Source organism: Citrobacter sp. wls716 (assembly GCF_005280975.1).
GTDB lineage: Bacteria > Pseudomonadota > Gammaproteobacteria > Enterobacterales > Enterobacteriaceae > Citrobacter > Citrobacter youngae.
Genome location: NZ_SZWX01000018.1, coordinates 68,086 through 88,066, shown reverse-complemented (window position 1 = coordinate 88,066; position 19,981 = coordinate 68,086). Strand labels below are relative to the sequence as shown.

The following is a 19,981-nucleotide window of genomic DNA, read 5'->3' as shown; positions in this document are numbered from 1 at the left end:
CAGTTCGCAAGTTTTGCAACCGGTGCAACGGCTGGAATCAATAAAAAATCCATACTGGGTTGTCATCGGTTACTCCTTACACCTTTTCAACCTGAACAAGGTTCGTATGTGATGGGTTCCCCTTAGCGAGAGGAGAAGGTCGCTGGGTCGTCAGCACGTTAATACAACCGCCCTGATCCACGCGTTTCACATCCGGGTCATACCAGGCGCCCTCACCCAGCGCTACTACGCCAGGCATCATACGTGGGGTAACTTTAGCCTCAATATGCACTTCGCCACGGTCGTTAAAGATACGTACCTTGTCACCGTTGTTAATACCACGTCGTTGTGCATCCATCGGGTTAATCCACATTTCCTGGCGACAGGACGCTTTCAGAACGTCAACGTTGCCATAGGTCGAGTGGACGCGAGATTTATAATGGAAGCCCGTTAATTGCAGAGGGAATTTTTCCACCAGTGGATCGTTTAAGCTTTCAAAGCCCGGTGTATAAATCGGTAATGGATCGATCACATCGCCTTCCGGCAGTTCCCAGGTTGCAGCGATTTCTGCCAGCGCTTGAGAATAAATTTCAATCTTACCTGACGGCGTGGTAAGCGGATTGGCTTTGGGGTCCTCACGAAATGCTTTATACGCCACGTGATGTCCTTCAGGATCACGCTGCTTAAAGATGCCCTGCTTACGGAACTCTTCAAATGTCGGCAGTTCCGGTATAGCCTTGCGCGACTGTTCATACAGATGACGCATCCACTCTTCCTGAGTACGGCCTTCCGTGAACTGTTGCTCGACGCCAAGGCGTTTCGCCAGCTCGCTGGTCATTTGGTAGATAGTCTTGCATTCAAAGCGTGGTTTGATCGCCTGATCGGTGAAAATCACGTAGGACATATTCCCGCAAGATGCATCCAGCGCGAAGTCCATCTGCTCAGAGGCCGTACAGTCCGGCAGCAGAATATCGGCATATTTCGCCGAGGAGGTCATATGACAATCGATAACGACGATCATTTCACACTTCTTATCATCCTGCAGGATTTCATGCGTGCGGTTGATATCAGAGTGCTGGTTAATCAGGCAGTTACCGGCATAGTTCCAGATCATCTTAATCGGAACATCGAGCTTATCCTTACCACGAACACCGTCGCGCAGCGCCGTCATTTCCGGACCACGCTCAATCGCATCCGTCCACATAAACATTGAGATACTGGTTTCGACGGGGTTTTCCAGCGTTGGCATACGCTCAAACGGTAAATCGTATGATCCCTCACGTGCACCGCTGTTGCCGCCGTTAATACCAACGTTGCCGGTCAGAATGGCCAACATCGAAATGGCACGGGTCGCAATCTCACCGTTGGCGTGACGCTGCGGCCCCCAACCCTGGCTAATGTAGGCGGGTTTCGCGCTACCAATTTCACGCGCCAACTTAACAATTCGATCAGCAGGAATACCGGTTATCTGCGCAGCCCATTCCGGGGTCTTCGCGATACCGTCTTTACCCTGACCGAGAATATACGCCTTATAATGACCGTTCTTCGGCGCTCCCGCCGGGAGAGTTTTTTCGTCATAGCCCACGCAGTACTTATCGAGGAACGGTTGATCAACCATATTCTCGCTGATCAGTACATAGGCAATACCGTTAACCAGCGCTGCATCTGTACCCGGTCGAATGGGAATCCATTCATCTTCACGACCCGCACCGGTATCCGTGTAGCGGGGATCGATTATGATCATGCGGGCATTAGATTTCTGCCGCGCCTGTTCAAGGTAGTAGGTCACCCCACCACCGCTCATACGAGTTTCGCCTGGGTTATTACCAAACAGGACAACGAGCTTACTGTTTTCAATGTCAGACGGGCTGTTACCGTCAGCCCATCCGCCATAGGTATAGTTCAGTCCTGCCGCGATTTGCGCAGAAGAATAATCCCCATAGTGGTTCAGGTAACCGCCGCAACAGTTCATTAAACGTGCCACCAGCGTTTTACCCGGCGGCCATGAGCGCGTCATCGTGCCGCCCAGCGTGCCGGTACCGTAGTTCAGATAGATAGACTCGTTACCGTAGTCTTTAATCAGACGCTGCATATTGCTGGCGATGATATCGTAGGCTTCATCCCAACTGATGCGCTCAAATTTACCTTCGCCGCGTTTGCCGACACGCTTCATTGGGTATTTCAGACGATCGGGATTATAGACGCGACGGCGCATAGAGCGCCCACGCAGACAGGCGCGTACCTGGTGCAGACCGTCATAGTTGTCATCACCGGTGTTGTCGGTTTCGACATACTTTATTTCACCGTCTACCACATGCATACGCAGCGGACAGCGGCTACCACAGTTCACCGTACACGCGCTCCAGATCACTTTCTCATTAATCTGTGTTGGATTGAGGGCTTCTGCGGCATTTGCGATACGGGTAAATGGCAGGGTAAACGCGCTACTGGCCACCGCCAGTCCGCCTATCGCCGTCGTTTTCACCAGACCGCGGCGACTAACCTCAGCTGCCAGTACGGCATCGGGGATCTTAGTTTTCATAGTGGCTCACTCTGCTGCTCACAATAAACAAAAAGGGAATGTTCGTTGTATAGTCGTTTATATATCGATACTATCGTTATACAGACCGTTATATATCGAATTTATGCAAAGACAGAGATAAATACTGACTTTCATTCGAAGGCAGTATTACCACTAATGGAGTAAGGGTTATTGTCCGGCATCAAACGGGCGTAAAAAAAGCGCCCTGAGGCGCTTTTTTAGCAAGGAAAAATGACTTAACCGATGAATTCCAGGCCATTCATGTACGGACGTAATACTTCCGGTACCTGAATACGGCCATCAGCTTGCTGGTAGTTTTCCATAACGGCAACCAGCGTACGTCCCACTGCCAGACCAGAGCCGTTCAGTGTATGCACTAAACGTGTTTTCTTGTCAGATTTGCTACGACAACGCGCCTGCATGCGACGAGCCTGGAAATCCCACACATTGGAGCAGGAGGAAATTTCACGATAGGTATTCTGTGCAGGGATCCACACTTCCAGATCGTAGGTTTTGCATGCGCCGAAACCCATGTCGCCTGTGCACAGGATGATCTTGCGATACGGCAGCCCCAGCAGTTGCAGGACCTTCTCAGCATGGCCGGTCATCTCTTCCAGCGCGTCCATCGAATCTTCCGGACGAACAATCTGCACCATCTCGACTTTATCGAACTGGTGCATACGGATCAGACCACGAGTGTCACGACCGTAAGAACCCGCTTCGGAACGGAAGCACGGCGTATGCGCAGTCATTTTGATCGGCAGCGCATCTTCGTCGATGATTTCGTCGCGTACCAGGTTGGTCAGCGGCACTTCCGCCGTTGGGATCAGCGCATAGTTGCTGCTGTCAGCTTCTTCATCCAGCGGACGCGTATGGAACAAGTCACCAGCAAATTTCGGCAGTTGGCCAGTGCCGTACAGCGTGTCATGGTTAACCAGATACGGGACGTAGTTTTCGCTGTAACCATGCTGCTCAGTGTGCAGATCCAGCATAAACTGAGACAGCGCACGGTGCATACGCGCGATCTGCCCTTTCATGACAACAAAACGAGAGCCGGTCAGTTTAACCGCAGCGGCGAAATCAAGACCCGTGTGCATTTCACCCAAGGTAACGTGATCGCGCACTTCGAAATCGAACTCGCGCGGTGTACCCCAGCGGCTGACTTCAACGTTGTCATTTTCATCTTTACCCACCGGAACTTCGTCCGCTGGCAGGTTAGGAATGGTCAGCGCAATATCGCGGATCTCGGCCTGTAAGGTATCAAGTTCAGCTTTCGCGGCATCCAGCTCTTCGCCCAGTTTGTTCACTTCCAGACGTAAAGACTCGATATCTTCCCCGCGCGCTTTTGCCTGGCCGATGGATTTCGATCGAGAGTTACGCTCTGCCTGCAGGTTTTCAGTTTGTACCTGCAGAACTTTACGACGCTCTTCAAGAGCGCGCAGCTTATCTACATCCAGCTTAAAGCCCCGGCTTGCCAGTTTTTCTGCGACTGCGTCTGGCTCATTACGCAGCAGATTGGGATCGAGCATGCTTATCCTGTGCTTATCGAATTAAAATAGGAGAAAGTGACCACAGCCTGCGGTCACAGGGATACATCGACAACATTACCGCAACGATAACACTAACGGTAGCGTTTTATAGGGCTATTTTGATCCTGTCCGGCTAGCCAGGCGAGCTTTTCGCCAATCTTGCCTTCAAGACCTCTGTTTGTCGGGTGATAATAGCGCGTTTGCGCCATTTCCTGCGGGAAGTACTCTTCTCCGGCAGCATAGGCATTTGGCTCATCATGAGCGTAACGATATTCCTGACCGTAGCCCATCTCTTTCATCAGCTTCGTCGGCGCATTACGCAGGTGGACAGGCACGTCGTAATCCGGACGTTCCCGGGCATCAGCCAGCGCGGCTTTAAAGGCGGTGTAAACCGCATTACTCTTCGGCGCACAGGCCAGATAAACAATCGCCTGAGCAATCGCGCGTTCACCTTCCGCTGGCCCCACGCGGGTAAAGCAATCCCATGCGGAAATCGCCACCTGCATGGCGCGAGGATCGGCATTGCCTACATCTTCAGAGGCAATCGCCAGACAACGACGGGCAACGTACAGCGGATCGCCGCCAGCGGTGATGATACGCGCATACCAATAAAGCGCCGCATCCGGAGCGCTTCCGCGAACTGACTTGTGTAATGCGGAGATGAGATCGTAAAAACGATCGCCTTTATTATCGAAACGCGCGCTGCGTTCACCAGCAATTTCAGTGAGCAACTCTGCTTTCAATACGCGCTTGCCGGAATCATCAACTTCGGCCATATCGGCCATCATTTCCAGCGTATTCAGCGCCCGGCGCGCATCACCATTAACCAGTTCGGCAATCGCCCGACGCGTCTCCGGCGGCAGTACGATATCCTGGCCGCCGTAACCCCGCGCTTTGTCTGACATCGCCTGGTCCAGCACCTGTTCAACATCGTCGGTGGTTAATGATTTCAGTAAGTAAACGCGTGCGCGTGACAGCAGCGCCGAGTTCAGCTCAAACGAGGGGTTTTCAGTGGTCGCGCCAATAAACGTGATGGTACCGTCTTCAATATGCGGTAAAAACGCATCCTGTTGGCTTTTATTAAAACGGTGAACTTCGTCCACAAACAGGATCGTACGCCGGCCAGCGTTACGGTTCTGACGCGCACGCTCAATCGCTTCACGAATTTCTTTTACACCAGACGTAACCGCCGAAATACGTTCAACATCGGCGTTGGCGTAACGGGCAATCACTTCGGCAAGCGTGGTTTTGCCCGTCCCCGGCGGCCCCCATAAAATCATGGAGTGCAGGTGCCCGGCCTCAATAGCACGTGGCAAAGGTTTGCCCGCAGCCAGCAGATGCTGCTGGCCGATATACTGCGCTAAATTTTCTGGCCGCATACGCGCGGCCAGTGGCTGAAAAGTATTATCAGAAAAGTCGAGCGACAGATTGCTCACTCACACGCCTCTACTTACGTTGATCGTCAACCGTTACACCTTGCGGCGGGGTAAAGGTGAATTTGGAAGGTTCGATCGCACCATTCTGCTGAGATTTCAGCTGATAGCTGCTGCGCTGATCGTCTTGTTCAACGGCGCTAAACTGGTGGATCGTCCCGTCACGCCCAACATTGATCGTAAACTGCTTCAGGTTACCGCTGCTGGTTTTAGGTGTCAGCACGAAATCATCGCCGTTTTGCTTAATGTTGTACTGCTGCCAGTCGCTGGCCTGGTTACGCGCGATCAGCATGAACGGCGTATTGCCCGTGGCGTCTTTCAGCCAGGTCGCCGTCGCCTGTTCAACAAACGGGTTAAAGAACCACAGCGTTTTCCCATCGGAAACCAGGATGCTTTCGTCAGGCTGTGTCATATGCCAGTTAAACAGATTCGGACGTTTAACCCATAAATCACCCTGGCCTTCCTGCACCGCTGCGCCGCTACCATCCGTTACCTTCTGGGTAAAACTGGCGTGGAAGCTGCTGACTTTATCCAGACGGCTTTTCAGGTCGCTGGCGGCGTCAGCCCAAACGCTGCTCACCACAAAGCTCGACAGTAATGCACAGGTGATTGCGATTCTTTTCATCGTTATTCCTCAAAATACGTCACTCCCAACGGGGAGCTCCTTCTGCTATCCATTTCAGGCCAAAAATCAGCATGAGGAAAGTAGAAAATACTGAATTACTTAACTTTGCAATCAATCAAAGGGCGGTGGAGCCAGCACTTCACGATTGCCATTATGTCCCTGCTCACTGACAATTCCCTGCGCTTCCATCTGTTCAATGATGCGCGCCGCACGGTTATAGCCAATGCGGAACTGGCGCTGGACGCCTGAGATGGAGGCTTTGCGCTTCTGGGTAACAAAATTCACCGCCTGATCGAACAGCGGATCCAGCTCTTCCCCACCGTCAAAACCACCACCACCACCTTCACTCTCGGTGTCTGAGGTGATGCCTTCCACGTACTGTGGACGACCACGCGCTTTCCAGTCCTGCACGACCGCGTGAACTTCCTCATCGCGCACAAAAGCACCATGTACACGCACTGGAATCGTTGAGTTTGGCGCAGAATAGAGCATATCACCCATGCCTAGCAGGGATTCAGCCCCCCCCTGATCAAGAATGGTACGAGAGTCAATCTTACTCGACACAGTAAACGCTATACGCGTCGGGATATTTGCTTTGATAAGCCCAGTGATAACGTCAACCGACGGACGCTGGGTTGCCAGCACCAGGTGGATACCTGCCGCACGCGCTTTTTGCGCCAGACGGGCAATCAGTTCTTCCACTTTTTTACCGACAGTCATCATCAGGTCAGCAAATTCATCGACCAGAACCACAATATACGGCTCTTTTTTCAGCACCGGATGGGTGACATCCATGCTATCGCCTGGTTTCCAGTACGGATCCGGGATTGGACGTCCCATACGATCTGCTTCCGCAATCTTCTCGTTGTAGCCCGCAAGGTTACGCACTCCCAGCGCTGACATCAGCTTATAGCGGCGTTCCATTTCATTAACGCTCCAGCGCAAGGCATTGGCTGCGTCTTTCATATCCGTAACGACTTCAGTCAGCAGATGCGGGATACCTTCATAAACCGACAGCTCGAGCATTTTCGGGTCGATCATGATAAAGCGAACATCTTCCGGCTGCGCCTTGTAGAGCATGCTGAGGATCATGGCGTTGACCCCAACAGATTTACCCGACCCCGTGGTACCTGCCACCAACAGATGCGGCATCTTGGCCAAATCGGCAGTCACAGGTTCACCAGCAATGTCCTTGCCGAGAACGACAGTAAGCGGTGACGGATTATCACGGAATTTCGCGTTATCCAGTACTTCACGCAGATAGACGGTCTGGCGTTTTTTGTTCGGTAACTCCAGTCCGACATACGGTTTACCTGGAATAACCTCCACGACACGAACTGCTGCGGTTGATAGCGAGCGCGCCAGATCTCGGGAAAGGTTAGAAATACGCGCAGCTTTAACACCCGGTGCCAGATTTAGCTCAAAACGGGTAATCACCGGTCCGGGCGAGTAGTTCACCACATCGGCTTTAATACGGAAATCAGCCAGACGCGCTTCCACCAGACGCGCCATTTGCTCCAGCGCGAATGTATCTATTGGCTCAACTTCCGCCGGTGGTGGGGTGAGCAGATCCAGCGATGGCAGCAATGTCGTCGGACGCTGTACAGGGCGGCTGTCGCCATTACGCATCAATAACGGATGGATCAGGCTTTCCTGCGGCGGCGGTGTGACAGGCTGTGGCGGCTGCTGATAGTGCTGCTGCGGTGCGACAGGCTGCGGTGGCTGCTGATAATGCTGCTGCGGTGCAACAGGCTGCGGCGGCTGCTGGTAATGCTGCTGCGGTGCGACAGGCTGTTGATACTGTGGCGTAGGTTCCGGCATCACGCTGGGGGTAAACAGCGGCTCATGCGGCCCCTCATCCACTAACGCTTTCATTGGTGAGAATTCAAAATCATCAAGCGAGAATGGATTCGCCCCGGCAGGCTGTGCGCCGGAATAACGTTGCTGTTGGGAAGAAGCGAACTGACGCGCCAGTTCCGCTTCTGCGGCTGAATCTTCGTCATCAGTGTGATTGGTATCATCCTGATACTCTTCGCCATAGCGGTGCTGCTGCGACTGGGCAAACTGACGCGCCAGCTCATCCTGCTGCATTGCATCAATTTCATCGTCACTGTATTGCGCGTCCGAATCAAGCTGCTCTTCGCGCGCTTTCTCTTCCGCCATACGTTGTGATGGCAACTTAATGCCATATGAAGCCAACTCACGGCGTGTCGGGACACGCACACGATTAGGGCGCGGCAGTTGAGGGCCAATTCCCTCTTTCACCTGCGGACGCGGCGCACCGCCACCCGCAAGGCTAAAGACAGGCGCTGCGGCAGCGGCTCCCGCTCCCAAAGCGGCACTTTTTACACCTGCGGCCAGCGGCGCAACGGCAGCAACAGACTCAACGGGAGGTATGGATGCTGTTGGCATAGACGGTGCAGCGGGTTTCACCCGCTCAGGCTCTTGCACGGGTTCTGGAATCGGCTGATACCAGGCAGCTAGCTGCTCACGCTCACGCGCGCGTTTTTCTTCCACTTCTTCAAAATAGTAGAGCGGTGGACGTGCTGGCTTCACCTCTTCAACGACAGGCTCAGGCTCGGCGACCGACGGCTGTTCCACCACGGGCTGCTGATGAACCACGGGTTGTTGCTGCACGGTGTCTTGCTGATAGACAGGCTGCGGTTCAAGCGGCGTACTCTGCTGGTAAACCGGTTCTGGTTGCCAGGCGGGCTCCACCACTGGCTCAGGTGCTTGCCACGGCATTGCCGGTTGCGGCATCGTCGGCTGTTCATAGCCAGCTTCGGCAACTGGCGGTACAGAATATGGCATCTGCGGTTCAACCGGGGCAGGTTGCTGCCAGGGTTCATAAGGCTGAACCGGCGGCTGCGCGTACTGAACGGGCTGTGGGTAACCTTCCGGCGCTGGCGCGATAACCGCTTCACCGGTTTGCGGAGCCGGTGCGGATTGCCATGCCACAGCAGGAGTGGGTTGCTCTAAAACGGTTCCCGGTACTGACGCAGGTTGCAACAGCGGGTCGACTGGCGCACTCCAGGCCTGAGTTGTCGCAGTGGCAGTGGCGGCCGCCGCCGCGGTGACCGGCTCAGTCACTGAATGGCCGTTTAATAGCGGGTCGAATTCATCGTATTCAGGCAATGTGGCACGATTGCCTGAGAACAACACATCGTCAGGATCGGCTACAACGCCACGCGCGCTGTATTCAATTTCGTCTTCATCATCCATGCGCTTGCCGGAGAACAGCGCGGCATCAGTGTGACGCCCAAGTGGATTGGTGAACTTCTCTGCCAGCCGTTTACGGCGCGCTAACGCTCCGCGCAGAATACGTGCCCGTCGAGATTCATGTGGGGTGCCATCAACGGCGTCGACCGACTCTTCATCATCTTCATATTCTTCGTCATCGACCCAGGTATCATCGCGACGAGTACGATTGCTGGCAAATGTCAGAATATTCAGTAACCAGCCACCCAGTTTTTCGGCAATGCTCACCCATGACCAGCCAGTAAACAGCGTTAAACCCGCGGCCCAGATACATAACAGCGCAAGCGTACCGCCACTGCTGTGCAGCAGGGGTTGCAGCGTAGTACTGAGCAGGCTGCCAATAACGCCGCCAGAGGCAAAATACCAGATGTCATCGGCATTGATTGCGGCAAGCCCGCAAGAGGTGAGGATCAGCGCCAGAACGCCAATAATACGCAGCGATACGGCGAAGTAATCGACGTATTCGTCGCTGGCCTGATGTCGCCAGGCAAACCAGCAGCCACCGACGATTATCACGGGGATAGTGTAAGCCATGACACCAAAAATGAAGAACAGCGTATCCGCCAGCCATGCTCCGGGTATTCCGCCCAGATTATGGATAGGCTCGTGCCATGCGGTTTGCGACCAACTGGGGTCCGAAGGGTTAAAGCTGAGTAATGCTGCCATCAACCAGACGGCAAAAAGGGCAATAAGAATCAGCAACGCTTCCAGAAGTCGGCGCCCGCTGCTTAACTTCGTCAATGTGACGTCTTTGTCTTCAGTGTATTCCTGGCTCAAAAACGGCTCTCCAGGTTTCAGGCTTTTCCTGCCCGATGCTAAAACGGACAACAGCACCGGGTTACCCCGGCACTGTTGCTGTATGGATTAACAGGAGTGTAATCAAACTGCGTCGATTTTGCACCTGTTCCGTGTTAGCGCGTCTTAATTACCAGACGATTGCTCTGTTTGACTTCTTCCATTACCACGTAAGTACGTGTGTCATTCACGCCAGGCAGACGCAGCAGGGTTTCCCCCAGCAGCTTACGGTATGCCGACATATCCGGTACGCGTGTTTTCAGCAGATAGTCGAAATCACCGGAAACCAAATGACACTCTTGAATTTCTTCAAGTTTTTGTACTGCAGAGTTAAATTGCTCAAACACATCCGGGGCGCCACGATTCAGAGTAATCTCAACAAAAACCAGAAGTGATGCATCCAGATAATGCGGGTTCAACAGCGCTGTATAGCCCTGAATAAAACCCTGTCTTTCCAACCGACGCACACGCTCAAGGCAGGGCGTTGGAGAAAGTCCCACTCGTTTTGAAAGCTCGACGTTAGAAATACGCCCATCCTTTTGCAGCTCATTAAGAATGTTACGATCGATACGGTCGAGATCTTTGCCAGGGCGCTTCTTACTATCTACCATTATTATTGTCTCTCTGTATTCCTTCCCTACTCCTGCCTGACTCTATTAACATCACTGTTCAGAGTCGCTACCCATCACAATAAACCGCAACCCAGAGGGATTTACGGTGCGCAATGCCTGGGTTTATGGTGAGAAGACCGTTGCCTGTCGGCGGCTATCGACATCACGAATGGCATCTGTCCACGCCATGCGTAGATTTCACTAACCCGGTAAACATGGTATCTACATGCATGATTATGCAGCATATACATGACACAGTTTTTTTCTTCCTTGAATGTTTTCGCAAAACAGCAGGTGATTGTCAAAGCAAAACATCGATTTTTAGTACAACATGCCAGTTATTCATTGGGAGTGATGGAAAATCGTCATTTTATCACCTTATAACTGACCGATTTTAAGTAGAAATCATTATATCTCCGTCATAGTTCACGTCGCCTGTGCGTTGGCTTCACGCGGGCCCCCAACTCGAATAAATTAGAGAGGCGCATTACCCTCAATTTTGCCCATCATCGGTTTCCGCTATTACACATATTGTTAACAAAATCGCCATACTCTTTTTTTACGACTGCAAATTCCCTACAATCCTGCCCATTGCCTACCAACAACTATGGGGATCTCATGGGCACGACCAAACACAGTAAACTTCTTATTCTGGGTTCAGGCCCTGCGGGCTATACCGCCGCCGTCTACGCTGCGCGTGCAAACCTGCAGCCGGTGCTGATTACCGGTATGGAAAAAGGTGGTCAGTTGACCACGACAACAGAAGTGGAGAACTGGCCTGGCGATCCAAACGATCTCACTGGCCCGCTGCTGATGGAGCGCATGCACGAGCACGCAACGAAATTTGAAACGGAGATCATCTTCGATCACATCAGCAAGGTAGATCTGCAAAACCGCCCTTTCCGTCTCACCGGAGACAGTGGCGAGTACACCTGTGACGCACTGATCATCGCCACTGGTGCTTCAGCACGCTATCTGGGCTTACCTTCAGAAGAAGCCTTTAAAGGCCGCGGCGTCTCCGCCTGCGCAACCTGCGACGGTTTCTTCTATCGTAACCAAAAAGTTGCGGTGATCGGCGGCGGCAACACCGCTGTGGAAGAAGCGTTGTACCTGGCGAATATCGCCTCCGAAGTTCACTTGATTCACCGCCGCGACAGTTTCCGTGCTGAGAAAATCCTCATCAAACGTTTGATGGATAAAGTTGAAAACGGCAACATCGTGCTGCACACGCATCGCACACTGGAAGAAGTGACTGGCGATCAAATGGGTGTAACCGGATTGCGTCTGCGCGATACGCAAAATACTGACAACGTTGAATCTCTCGACGTCGCCGGATTGTTTGTCGCCATCGGCCACAGCCCGAACACGGCTATTTTCGATGGTCAACTTGAACTGGAAAACGGCTATATCAAAGTTCAGTCCGGTATTCACGGCAATGCGACACAAACCAGCATTCCTGGTGTGTTCGCTGCCGGTGACGTGATGGACCATATTTATCGTCAGGCGATTACCTCAGCTGGCACAGGTTGTATGGCCGCCCTTGACGCTGAACGTTATCTCGACGGTCTGGCGGACGCCTGCAAATAGTTTTTACAAATCAGTAACAAAAGTAAAAAAGGCGACTATAAGTCGCCTTTATTTTTGCCCCGTTGTAACATTGTCCTGCCCAAAAATTCCAATAACTCACCTGCTAAGCGTGCAATGAATAAAACCCGTCAAAAAGAGCTTACCCGCTGGTTAAAACAGCAAAGTGTCATTTCTCAACGCTGGCTGAATATTTCACGCCTGTTGGGGTTCGTGAGTGGCCTGTTAATTGTCGCTCAGGCCTGGCTCATGGCTCGGATTCTGCAGCACATGATCATGGAAAATATTCCCCGTGAAGCGCTGCTGTTCCCTTTCGTCGTGCTGGTCTTGATTTTTATCCTGCGGGCGTGGGTTGTCTGGTTACGTGAGCGAATAGGGTTTCACGCGGGTCAACATATTCGTTTTGAGATTCGTCGCCAGGTTCTGGACCGTCTGCAACAGGCGGGGCCAGCATGGATACAGGGGAAGCCTGCCGGAAGCTGGGCCACGCTGATTCTGGAACAGATTGACGATATGCATGACTACTATGCGCGTTATTTGCCGCAAATGGCGCTTGCGGTATGCGTCCCGCTATTGATTGTGGCTGCCGTTTTCCCGTCAAACTGGGTTGCAGCCCTTATCCTGCTGGGAACCGCACCACTGATCCCTCTGTTTATGGCAATGGTCGGTATGGGCGCTGCCGATGCCAACCGGCGTAACTTTCAGGCACTTGCCCGACTCAGCGGTCATTTCCTCGATCGCTTGCGCGGCATGGAAACACTGAGAATTTTTGGTCGCGGCGAAGCGGAGACGGAAAGCATCCGGGCTGCATCGCAGGATTTCCGTCAGCGCACGATGGAAGTGCTTCGCCTTGCATTCCTGTCTTCGGGCGTGCTGGAGTTTTTCACTTCGCTCTCTATTGCCCTGGTAGCCGTGTACTTCGGTTTTTCTTATCTCGGCGAGCTTGATTTCGGCCACTACGGAACCGGCGTCACGCTGGCGGCAGGTTTCCTGGCGCTGATTCTGGCACCGGAATTTTTCCAGCCGCTGCGCGATCTGGGGACGTTTTACCATGCCAAGGCGCAAGCGGTAGGCGCTGCCGACAGCCTGAAAACATTCATGGAAACCCCGCTCGCGCATCCTGAGCGTGGCGATATTGAGCTGGCAACCAAAGACGCGGTTTCAATTGAAGCCGAAGATCTGATCATCACCTCACCCGAAGGCAAAGTCCTGGCTGGTCCGCTTAACTTCTCCCTACCCGCAGGCCAGCGCGCGGTGCTGGTTGGGCGTAGTGGTTCCGGTAAGAGCTCGTTGCTGAATGTCCTGTCCGGTTTTCTCTCGTATCAGGGCTCATTGCGTATTAATGGCTTTGAACTTCGTGACTTGTCGCCTGATGCCTGGCGTAAACAACTCTCATGGGTCGGGCAAAACCCGCAGCTTCCGGCTGCTACATTGCGCGAAAATGTGCTACTGGCATGCCCTGATGCCAGCGAAGAACAGCTACAGGCCGCGCTTGATAGCGCCTGGGTCAGTGAGTTTTTACCGCTGCTTCCTCAGGGTGTGGATACCCCTGTGGGCGACCAGGCAGGCCGACTTTCTGTCGGGCAAGCGCAGCGTGTTGCCGTTGCGCGTGCCTTACTCAACCCGTGTCAGTTACTGCTGCTCGACGAACCCGCAGCCAGTCTTGATGCTCACAGCGAACAACGTGTGATGCAGGCGTTGAATGCGGCATCGCGCCGCCAGACCACGCTGATGGTTACGCACCAGTTGGAAGATCTTGCCGACTGGGACGCTATCTGGGTCATGCAAGACGGTCAGATTGTCGAACAAGGTACCTACGCGCAACTTAGCGCAGCCAACGGGGCTTTTGCGACATTACTGGCTCACCGTCAGGAGGACATCTAAATGCGCGCTTTGCTACCCTATCTGACGCTATATAAACGTCATAAATGGATGTTAACACTGGGGATCGTTCTGGCGATCGTTACATTATTGGCAAGCATTGGTTTACTGACGCTTTCAGGCTGGTTCCTGTCTGCTTCGGCCGTTGTCGGTGTCACCGGGATTTACAGTTTTAACTACATGCTTCCGGCGGCTGGCGTTCGCGGGGCGGCAATTACCCGAACCGCAGGTCGTTATTTCGAACGACTGGTCAGTCACGACGCGACGTTTCGTGTATTGCAGCATCTGCGTATTTACACCTTCAGCAAATTGCTGCCGCTCTCCCCTGCCGGGCTCGCCCGATACGGCCAGGGCGAACTGCTCAACCGCGTTGTGGCGGATGTCGACACGCTCGATCATCTCTATTTACGCGTGCTCTCCCCGCTGGTTGGCGCGTTTGTCGTTATTGTAGTAGTCACGCTAGGGTTGAGCGTTCTCGATCTCACGCTCGCCATCACCCTTGGCGGTATTATGCTGCTGACTCTGTTTATCTTGCCTCCGTTGTTTTACCAGGCGGGTAAAAGCACCGGGCAGAACCTGACGCATCTGCGCGGGCAATATCGCCAGCAGTTGACCTCCTGGTTACAGGGTCAGGCTGAGCTGACCATTTTTGGCGCCAGTGAACGCTACCGCGCTCAAATGGAAGCCACCGAGCTGCAATGGCATGAAGCCCAGCGTCGTCAGTCCGAATTAACGGCCTTATCTCAGGCTGTCATGCTGCTGATTGGCGCTCTGGCTGTGGTGATGATGTTATGGATGGCTTCAGGTGGCGTAGGCGGAAACACTCAACCAGGCGCACTGATAGCGTTGTTTGTGTTCTGCGCGCTGGCTGCTTTCGAAGCGCTGGCCCCTGTTACCGGCGCATTTCAGCATCTCGGCCAGGTAATTGCTTCAGCACTACGTATTACCGAACTGACAGAACAACAACCAGAAGTCACCTTCCCGGATACGGAAGCTACCGTTTCGCAACAGATTACTCTGACATTGCGTGAGGTGTCTTTCAGCTATCCAGGGCAAACACAAAAAGCTCTGGACACCCTTTCTTTGCTCGCTAAACCTGGTGAACACATTGCGATTCTGGGTCGGACAGGCTGTGGGAAATCAACGTTACTGCAATTATTGACCCGTGCATGGGATCCACAACACGGCGAAATCCTGATTAACGATCGTCCGATTTCAACGCTGAACGAAGCCGCATTGCGCCAATGCATCAGCGTCGTACCACAGCGAGTGCATCTGTTCAGTGCGACATTGCGCGATAACCTGCTGCTGGCTGCGCCACACGCCAGCGATGAAGCGCTATCCGGGATGCTGTGTCGTGTCGGTCTGGAAAAACTGCTTGAAGGTGATGGTCTCAATGCCTGGCTGGGTGAAGGCGGTCGTCAGCTTTCAGGCGGAGAGCTACGCCGTTTGGCTATCGCGCGAGCTTTGCTGCACGATGCGCCGCTGATGCTTCTGGATGAACCTACTGAAGGTCTGGATGCGACAACGGAAAGCCAAATGCTTGAATTGATTAACGATGTGATGCGCAATAAAACCGTACTCATGGTCGCACATCGCCTGCGCGGACTGTCGCGATTTAATCAAATAATAGTGATGGACAACGGACGCATAATTGAGCAAGGTAATCACGCAGATCTGTTAGCCAGGCAGGGGCGTTATTACCAGTTTAAGCAACGTCTGTAAGCTATTATTGAACGATCCAACTCGCGTAGTGGAGTTTTGCTGTCATGCGCCTGGTGCAACTGTCCCGCCATTCTATCGCCTTCCCCTCACCGGAAGGCGCTTTACGCGAGCCTAACGGTTTGTTGGCGCTGGGGGGCGATCTCAGCCCTGCCCGCCTGCTAATGGCCTACCAGCGCGGTATTTTCCCGTGGTTTTCTCCTGGCGACCCTATCCTCTGGTGGTCGCCCGACCCACGCGCCATTCTCTGGCCTGATAAATTTCACATAAGTCGCAGCATGAAGCGCTTTCATAAAAATTCGCCTTATCGCGTGACGCTCAATTACGCGTTTGGTCAGGTCATTGAAGGATGTGCAAACGACCGGGAAGAAGGCACCTGGATAACGCATGATGTCGTGGATGCCTATCATCGGCTGCATGAACTTGGACATGCGCACTCTATTGAAGTATGGCGGCAAAATGAATTAGTCGGCGGGATGTACGGCGTTGCGCAAGGTACCCTTTTTTGCGGTGAATCGATGTTCAGTCGCCAGGAAAATGCCTCCAAAACCGCACTGCTTGTTTTTTGCGCTGAATTTATCCGTCAGGGCGGAAAATTAATTGATTGTCAGGTGTTAAATACCCATACCGCGTCGCTGGGAGCCATTGAGACTCCGCGCAGGGACTACCTTGAACATTTAAGCAGGCTACGCCAGCAGCGCCTACCGAGCCACTTCTGGGTGCCCAGGACGTTATTTTCGCCTCAGGAGTGAATGTTTTCGGCACATTTTTTGTCGGGGTGTTATAATTGGTGCCGCAGAGTCGGTTTAGCCCATTACCCCGCCGCCGTTAAGGAACAGTTCGCGTCAGGCAACGCCTATCGTTTATCTCATCGTTCCCTTACACGTTGCGCTTTTAGTGCGGCTTTGTTGTGTGCGGTTAGAGTAATGCGCCAAACCCGATTTGCTGCGTTTTAAACGCACAAATCTTTACTTATTAAAAGAACTTCGGCATTATCTTGCCGGTTCAAATTACGGTAGTGATACCCCAGAGGATTAGATGGCCAAAGAAGACAATATTGAAATGCAGGGTACCGTTCTCGATACGTTACCTAATACCATGTTCCGCGTAGAGTTAGAAAACGGTCACGTGGTTACTGCACACATCTCCGGTAAAATGCGTAAAAACTATATCCGCATCCTGACGGGCGACAAAGTGACTGTTGAACTAACCCCGTACGACCTGAGCAAAGGCCGCATTGTCTTCCGTAGTCGCTGATTGTTTTAACGCCCGAATGGCGTCCAGATAATAAAAGGTCGGTTTAACCGGCCTTTTTTGTGGACTGATATTACGTATTTAATCCTCGATCATTCGTGCATATTCTTCCGTGAGGAAATCCACCAATGCACGAACCGACGGCAATAACCCCCTGCGCGATGGAAAAACCGCGTGAATGATCTCTCGCTTTGGTTCCCAACCGTCGAGTAATGCCACCAGCTCGCCTGCGGCTAATTGATCTTTTACCATCAACTGCGGAAGTTGCACAACTCCCACACCGGCAACGGCAGCTTCACGTAGCGCCAGCATATCGGTGGTGATCATTCGTGGCGTGAAATGTACCTCCGCACGAGCTTCCTGCGGGCCAAATAGCTCCCAACGATGCACATGTTTACCCGAGGCCAGGCTCAGCCCCGGCCAGCGAGTCAATTCAGCCGGAGAATGTAGCGCGCCCATTTTCTCGATTAGCTGCGGACTGGCATACAAACGATGCCCCCTGTCCGCCAGCACCCGCATCACCAGGTCGCTATCTTCAAATGGTCGAGGCCTGACACGAATCGCCACGTCCAGACCTTCTCCAACGACGTCAACACGGCGGTTCGTGGCCTCGAGTTGCACAGATACATCAGGGTAACGCGCCATAAAACGGGCAAGCATGGGTCCGATATGCACGTGCAGCAACGTAACCGGGCACGTCAGCTTCACAATTCCACGCGGTTCAACCTGTAGCGCAGCAATGGCATCCTGCGCTGCCTGCGCTTCCACCAGCATTGCCTTACAGTGTTCGTAGAACGTTTGCCCAACTTCAGTAACATTAAACTGCCGGGTGGTTCGCTGAATCAATCGCACCCCCAGCCTCTCCTCCAGTTGTGCAATTCGGCGGCTCAGCTTTGATTTCGGTTCATCGAGTGCCCGACCGGCCGCAGCGAATCCTCCTTCTTCAACTACGTGAACAAACCACGCGAAATCATTGAGATCCGGCTTAGTCATCTTATTGTCCTATTTATGAGACTGTGAAGGCTATTTTAGCTACTACTCAGTTCTCTGTCATGAATATAAGCTTATTCACATCAAGATAACGCCACTGAGGAGACACATATGAAACAAGTAACAGGCGTCTACACCGCACCTCGCCCACACTGGGTTGGCGATGGATTCCCGGTTCGCTCGATGTTCTCTTACCAGTCTCATGCTGAACAATTAAGTCCGTTCCTGCTGCTGGATTACGCCGGGCCACATACCTTCACCCCAGGTAATGAAAAACGTGGCGTGGGCGAACACCCTCACCGTGGTTTCGAAACGGTGACCATCGTTTACAGCGGTGAAGTTGAACATCGTGACTCAACCGGTCGCGGTGGGATTATCGGCCCTGGCGACGTGCAATGGATGACTGCAGGTGCAGGTATTTTACACGAAGAATTCCATTCTCCGGAATTTACCCGGAAGGGTGGCGAGCTGGAAATGGTGCAACTTTGGGTCAACCTACCAGCGAAAGACAAAATGGCCGTACCCGGATATCAGGGCATTAGTAGTGATGTTATCCCTACTGTCGCGCTGCCAGATGACGCCGGCACTCTCCGTGTCATTGCGGGCAGCTATCAGGAAACAAAAGGTCCGGCACATACCTTTTCGCCGCTGAATGTCTGGGATATGCGTCTGCAGCGTAATCATCAGTTCACACTGTCTCAGCCGGAAGGATGGAGCACCGCGCTGGTCGTACTGAAAGGCAACATTACCGTAAACGGCACCACGCCCGTCAGCGAGGCACAGCTGGTGGTGTTAAGCCAGCAGGGTAAAACATTGCATATTGAAGCCAGTAGCGATGCCAGCGTATTGCTGTTGTCAGGCGAACCGTTGAATGAGCCGATTGTGGGTTACGGTCCGTTTGTCATGAACACGAAACAAGAGATCGCAGAAGCCGTACGCGATTTTAACTCCGGCCGCTTTGGCCAAATCTGAATCAAAGGAGAATACTATGTCCAGCCCTGCAAACTTTAATGGTTCACGCCCGGTCATTGATGTAAATGATTCCGTTATGCTGCTTATCGATCACCAGAGCGGACTTTTCCAAACCGTAGGCGATATGCCAATGCCAGAACTGCGAGCACGTGCTGCCGCGCTGGCTAAAATGGCCTCCCTGGCGAAGATGCCGGTGATTACCACCGCATCAGTACCGCAGGGACCGAACGGCCCGTTGATCCCTGAGATCCACGCCAATGCGCCTCATGCTCAATACGTGGCGCGTAAAGGCGAAATCAACGCCTGGGATAACGAAGACTTCGTGAAAGCGGTCAAAGCAACAGGTCGTAAGACGCTGATTATCGCCGGTACCATCACCAGTGTTTGCATGGCTTTCCCAGCCATCAGCGCGGTTGCGGAAGGCTACAAAGTTTTCGCAGTGATCGACGCTTCCGGTACTTACAGCAAAATGGCGCAGGAAATTACCCTGGCACGTGTCGTTCAGGCTGGCGTAGTTCCGATGGATACCGCCGCCGTTGCTTCTGAACTGCAGGGAACATGGAACCGTGAAGATGCAGCAGAGTGGGCAGAAGTGTACACGAAAGTATTCCCGGCATATCAGTTGCTGATTGAGAGCTACAGCAAAGCCCAGGAAGTCGTCACCAACGGTGAAAAACTGGACTCTCAGCGCTAATCCTCTCCCCCACGCCTGTCCGGGTGGGGAATATGTACATTGCGTGACCAAACGAATATGAACATGTAAATTCTGCTTGACCGTTTTAGCGCAACTCCCTATAGTAGCGCCC

At 53.0% G+C, this 19,981-nt stretch carries 14 protein-coding genes and 3 pseudogenes; 9 read left to right on the top strand and 8 right to left on the bottom strand.

Annotated elements, in window-relative coordinates; all coding sequences use genetic code 11:
* From FDX24_RS02540 to lrp, 7 genes and pseudogenes are all read right to left on the bottom strand, one after another.
* Nucleotides 1-66 (bottom strand): annotated as a pseudogene (locus tag FDX24_RS02540) (dimethyl sulfoxide reductase subunit B); the annotation flags it as partial.
* 10 nt (nt 67-76) lie between these two features.
* The gene (dmsA, locus tag FDX24_RS02535; protein ID WP_061067613.1) at nt 77-2,521 is read right to left on the bottom strand and encodes a dimethylsulfoxide reductase subunit A; all 2,445 of its coding nucleotides are present in this window, start codon (nt 2,519-2,521) and stop codon (nt 77-79) included.
* Nucleotides 2,522-2,757: 236 nt separating this feature from the next.
* Complete coding sequence (gene serS / locus FDX24_RS02530) at nt 2,758-4,050, bottom strand: serine--tRNA ligase (protein WP_003836908.1); 1,293 nt, start codon at nt 4,048-4,050, stop codon at nt 2,758-2,760.
* 92 nt (nt 4,051-4,142) lie between these two features.
* Nucleotides 4,143-5,486, bottom strand: a complete 1,344-nt coding sequence (rarA, locus tag FDX24_RS02525; protein WP_137363777.1) for a replication-associated recombination protein RarA — start codon at nt 5,484-5,486, stop codon at nt 4,143-4,145.
* Nucleotides 5,487-5,496: 10 nt separating this feature from the next.
* A complete protein-coding gene (lolA, locus tag FDX24_RS02520; RefSeq protein ID WP_003831898.1) occupies nt 5,497-6,108 on the bottom strand; it encodes an outer membrane lipoprotein chaperone LolA in 612 nt (203 codons plus the stop codon).
* A 111-nt stretch (nt 6,109-6,219) separates the two neighbouring features.
* Complete coding sequence (gene ftsK / locus FDX24_RS02515) at nt 6,220-10,143, bottom strand: DNA translocase FtsK (RefSeq protein WP_137363776.1); 3,924 nt, start codon at nt 10,141-10,143, stop codon at nt 6,220-6,222.
* A 134-nt stretch (nt 10,144-10,277) separates the two neighbouring features.
* Entirely contained in the window at nt 10,278-10,772 is a 495-nt protein-coding gene (gene lrp / locus FDX24_RS02510; RefSeq protein WP_002439523.1) for a leucine-responsive transcriptional regulator Lrp, read from the bottom strand.
* A gap of 618 nt (nt 10,773-11,390) precedes the next feature.
* On the opposite strand from lrp, the gene trxB reads away from it, so the two are divergent.
* The 7 genes and pseudogenes from trxB to infA all read left to right on the top strand — a co-directional run bounded on the left by trxB (nt 11,391) and on the right by infA (nt 17,216).
* The gene (trxB, locus tag FDX24_RS02505) at nt 11,391-12,359 is read left to right on the top strand and encodes a thioredoxin-disulfide reductase (RefSeq protein ID WP_005123580.1); all 969 of its coding nucleotides are present in this window, start codon (nt 11,391-11,393) and stop codon (nt 12,357-12,359) included.
* Nucleotides 12,360-12,473: 114 nt separating this feature from the next.
* The gene (cydD, locus tag FDX24_RS02500; protein ID WP_137363775.1) at nt 12,474-14,240 is read left to right on the top strand and encodes a cysteine/glutathione ABC transporter permease/ATP-binding protein CydD; all 1,767 of its coding nucleotides are present in this window, start codon (nt 12,474-12,476) and stop codon (nt 14,238-14,240) included.
* The gene (gene cydC / locus FDX24_RS02495; RefSeq protein ID WP_137363774.1) at nt 14,241-15,962 is read left to right on the top strand and encodes a cysteine/glutathione ABC transporter ATP-binding protein/permease CydC; all 1,722 of its coding nucleotides are present in this window, start codon (nt 14,241-14,243) and stop codon (nt 15,960-15,962) included.
* 44 nt (nt 15,963-16,006) lie between these two features.
* Nucleotides 16,007-16,711: a leucyl/phenylalanyl-tRNA--protein transferase gene (aat, locus tag FDX24_RS02490; RefSeq protein WP_048212150.1), complete on the top strand. Its 705-nt coding sequence runs from the start codon at nt 16,007-16,009 to the stop codon at nt 16,709-16,711.
* Nucleotides 16,712-16,853: pseudogene (locus FDX24_RS23790) on the top strand (hypothetical protein); the annotation flags it as partial.
* 40 nt (nt 16,854-16,893) lie between these two features.
* Nucleotides 16,894-17,070 (top strand): annotated as a pseudogene (locus tag FDX24_RS23595) (hypothetical protein); the annotation flags it as partial.
* Nucleotides 16,998-17,216: a translation initiation factor IF-1 gene (infA, locus tag FDX24_RS02480; protein WP_002211347.1), complete on the top strand. Its 219-nt coding sequence runs from the start codon at nt 16,998-17,000 to the stop codon at nt 17,214-17,216. The pseudogene FDX24_RS23595 and the gene infA, both read left to right, overlap by 73 nt.
* A gap of 78 nt (nt 17,217-17,294) precedes the next feature.
* Here infA and FDX24_RS02475 read toward each other — a convergent pair whose 3' ends face one another.
* Nucleotides 17,295-18,206, bottom strand: a complete 912-nt coding sequence (locus FDX24_RS02475; RefSeq protein ID WP_048212151.1) for a LysR family transcriptional regulator — start codon at nt 18,204-18,206, stop codon at nt 17,295-17,297.
* 108 nt (nt 18,207-18,314) lie between these two features.
* On the opposite strand from FDX24_RS02475, the gene FDX24_RS02470 reads away from it, so the two are divergent.
* Both FDX24_RS02470 and FDX24_RS02465 read left to right on the top strand, forming a co-directional pair.
* The gene (locus FDX24_RS02470; protein ID WP_061067609.1) at nt 18,315-19,175 is read left to right on the top strand and encodes a pirin family protein; all 861 of its coding nucleotides are present in this window, start codon (nt 18,315-18,317) and stop codon (nt 19,173-19,175) included.
* Nucleotides 19,176-19,191: 16 nt separating this feature from the next.
* Nucleotides 19,192-19,869 carry an isochorismatase family protein gene (locus FDX24_RS02465; RefSeq protein WP_061067608.1) on the top strand — a complete coding sequence of 226 codons (678 nt, stop codon included), beginning with the start codon at nt 19,192-19,194 and terminating at the stop codon, nt 19,867-19,869.
* Nucleotides 19,870-19,981: the final 112 nt, after the last annotated feature.

What these genes read in the sequence shown, in the direction of transcription:
- FDX24_RS02470 (WP_061067609.1), top strand. Translation starts at nt 18,315, where the DNA reads ATGAAACAAGTAACAGGCGTCTACACCGCACCTCGCCCACACTGGGTT.
- dmsA (WP_061067613.1), bottom strand. Translation starts at nt 2,521, where the DNA reads ATGAAAACTAAGATCCCCGATGCCGTACTGGCAGCTGAGGTTAGTCGC.
- infA (WP_002211347.1), top strand. Translation starts at nt 16,998, where the DNA reads ATGGCCAAAGAAGACAATATTGAAATGCAGGGTACCGTTCTCGATACG.
- lrp (WP_002439523.1), bottom strand. Translation starts at nt 10,772, where the DNA reads ATGGTAGATAGTAAGAAGCGCCCTGGCAAAGATCTCGACCGTATCGAT.
- cydC (WP_137363774.1), top strand. Translation starts at nt 14,241, where the DNA reads ATGCGCGCTTTGCTACCCTATCTGACGCTATATAAACGTCATAAATGG.
- trxB (WP_005123580.1), top strand. Translation starts at nt 11,391, where the DNA reads ATGGGCACGACCAAACACAGTAAACTTCTTATTCTGGGTTCAGGCCCT.
- serS (WP_003836908.1), bottom strand. Translation starts at nt 4,050, where the DNA reads ATGCTCGATCCCAATCTGCTGCGTAATGAGCCAGACGCAGTCGCAGAA.
- cydD (WP_137363775.1), top strand. Translation starts at nt 12,474, where the DNA reads ATGAATAAAACCCGTCAAAAAGAGCTTACCCGCTGGTTAAAACAGCAA.
- FDX24_RS02465 (WP_061067608.1), top strand. Translation starts at nt 19,192, where the DNA reads ATGTCCAGCCCTGCAAACTTTAATGGTTCACGCCCGGTCATTGATGTA.
- lolA (WP_003831898.1), bottom strand. Translation starts at nt 6,108, where the DNA reads ATGAAAAGAATCGCAATCACCTGTGCATTACTGTCGAGCTTTGTGGTG.
- FDX24_RS02475 (WP_048212151.1), bottom strand. Translation starts at nt 18,206, where the DNA reads ATGACTAAGCCGGATCTCAATGATTTCGCGTGGTTTGTTCACGTAGTT.
- aat (WP_048212150.1), top strand. Translation starts at nt 16,007, where the DNA reads ATGCGCCTGGTGCAACTGTCCCGCCATTCTATCGCCTTCCCCTCACCG.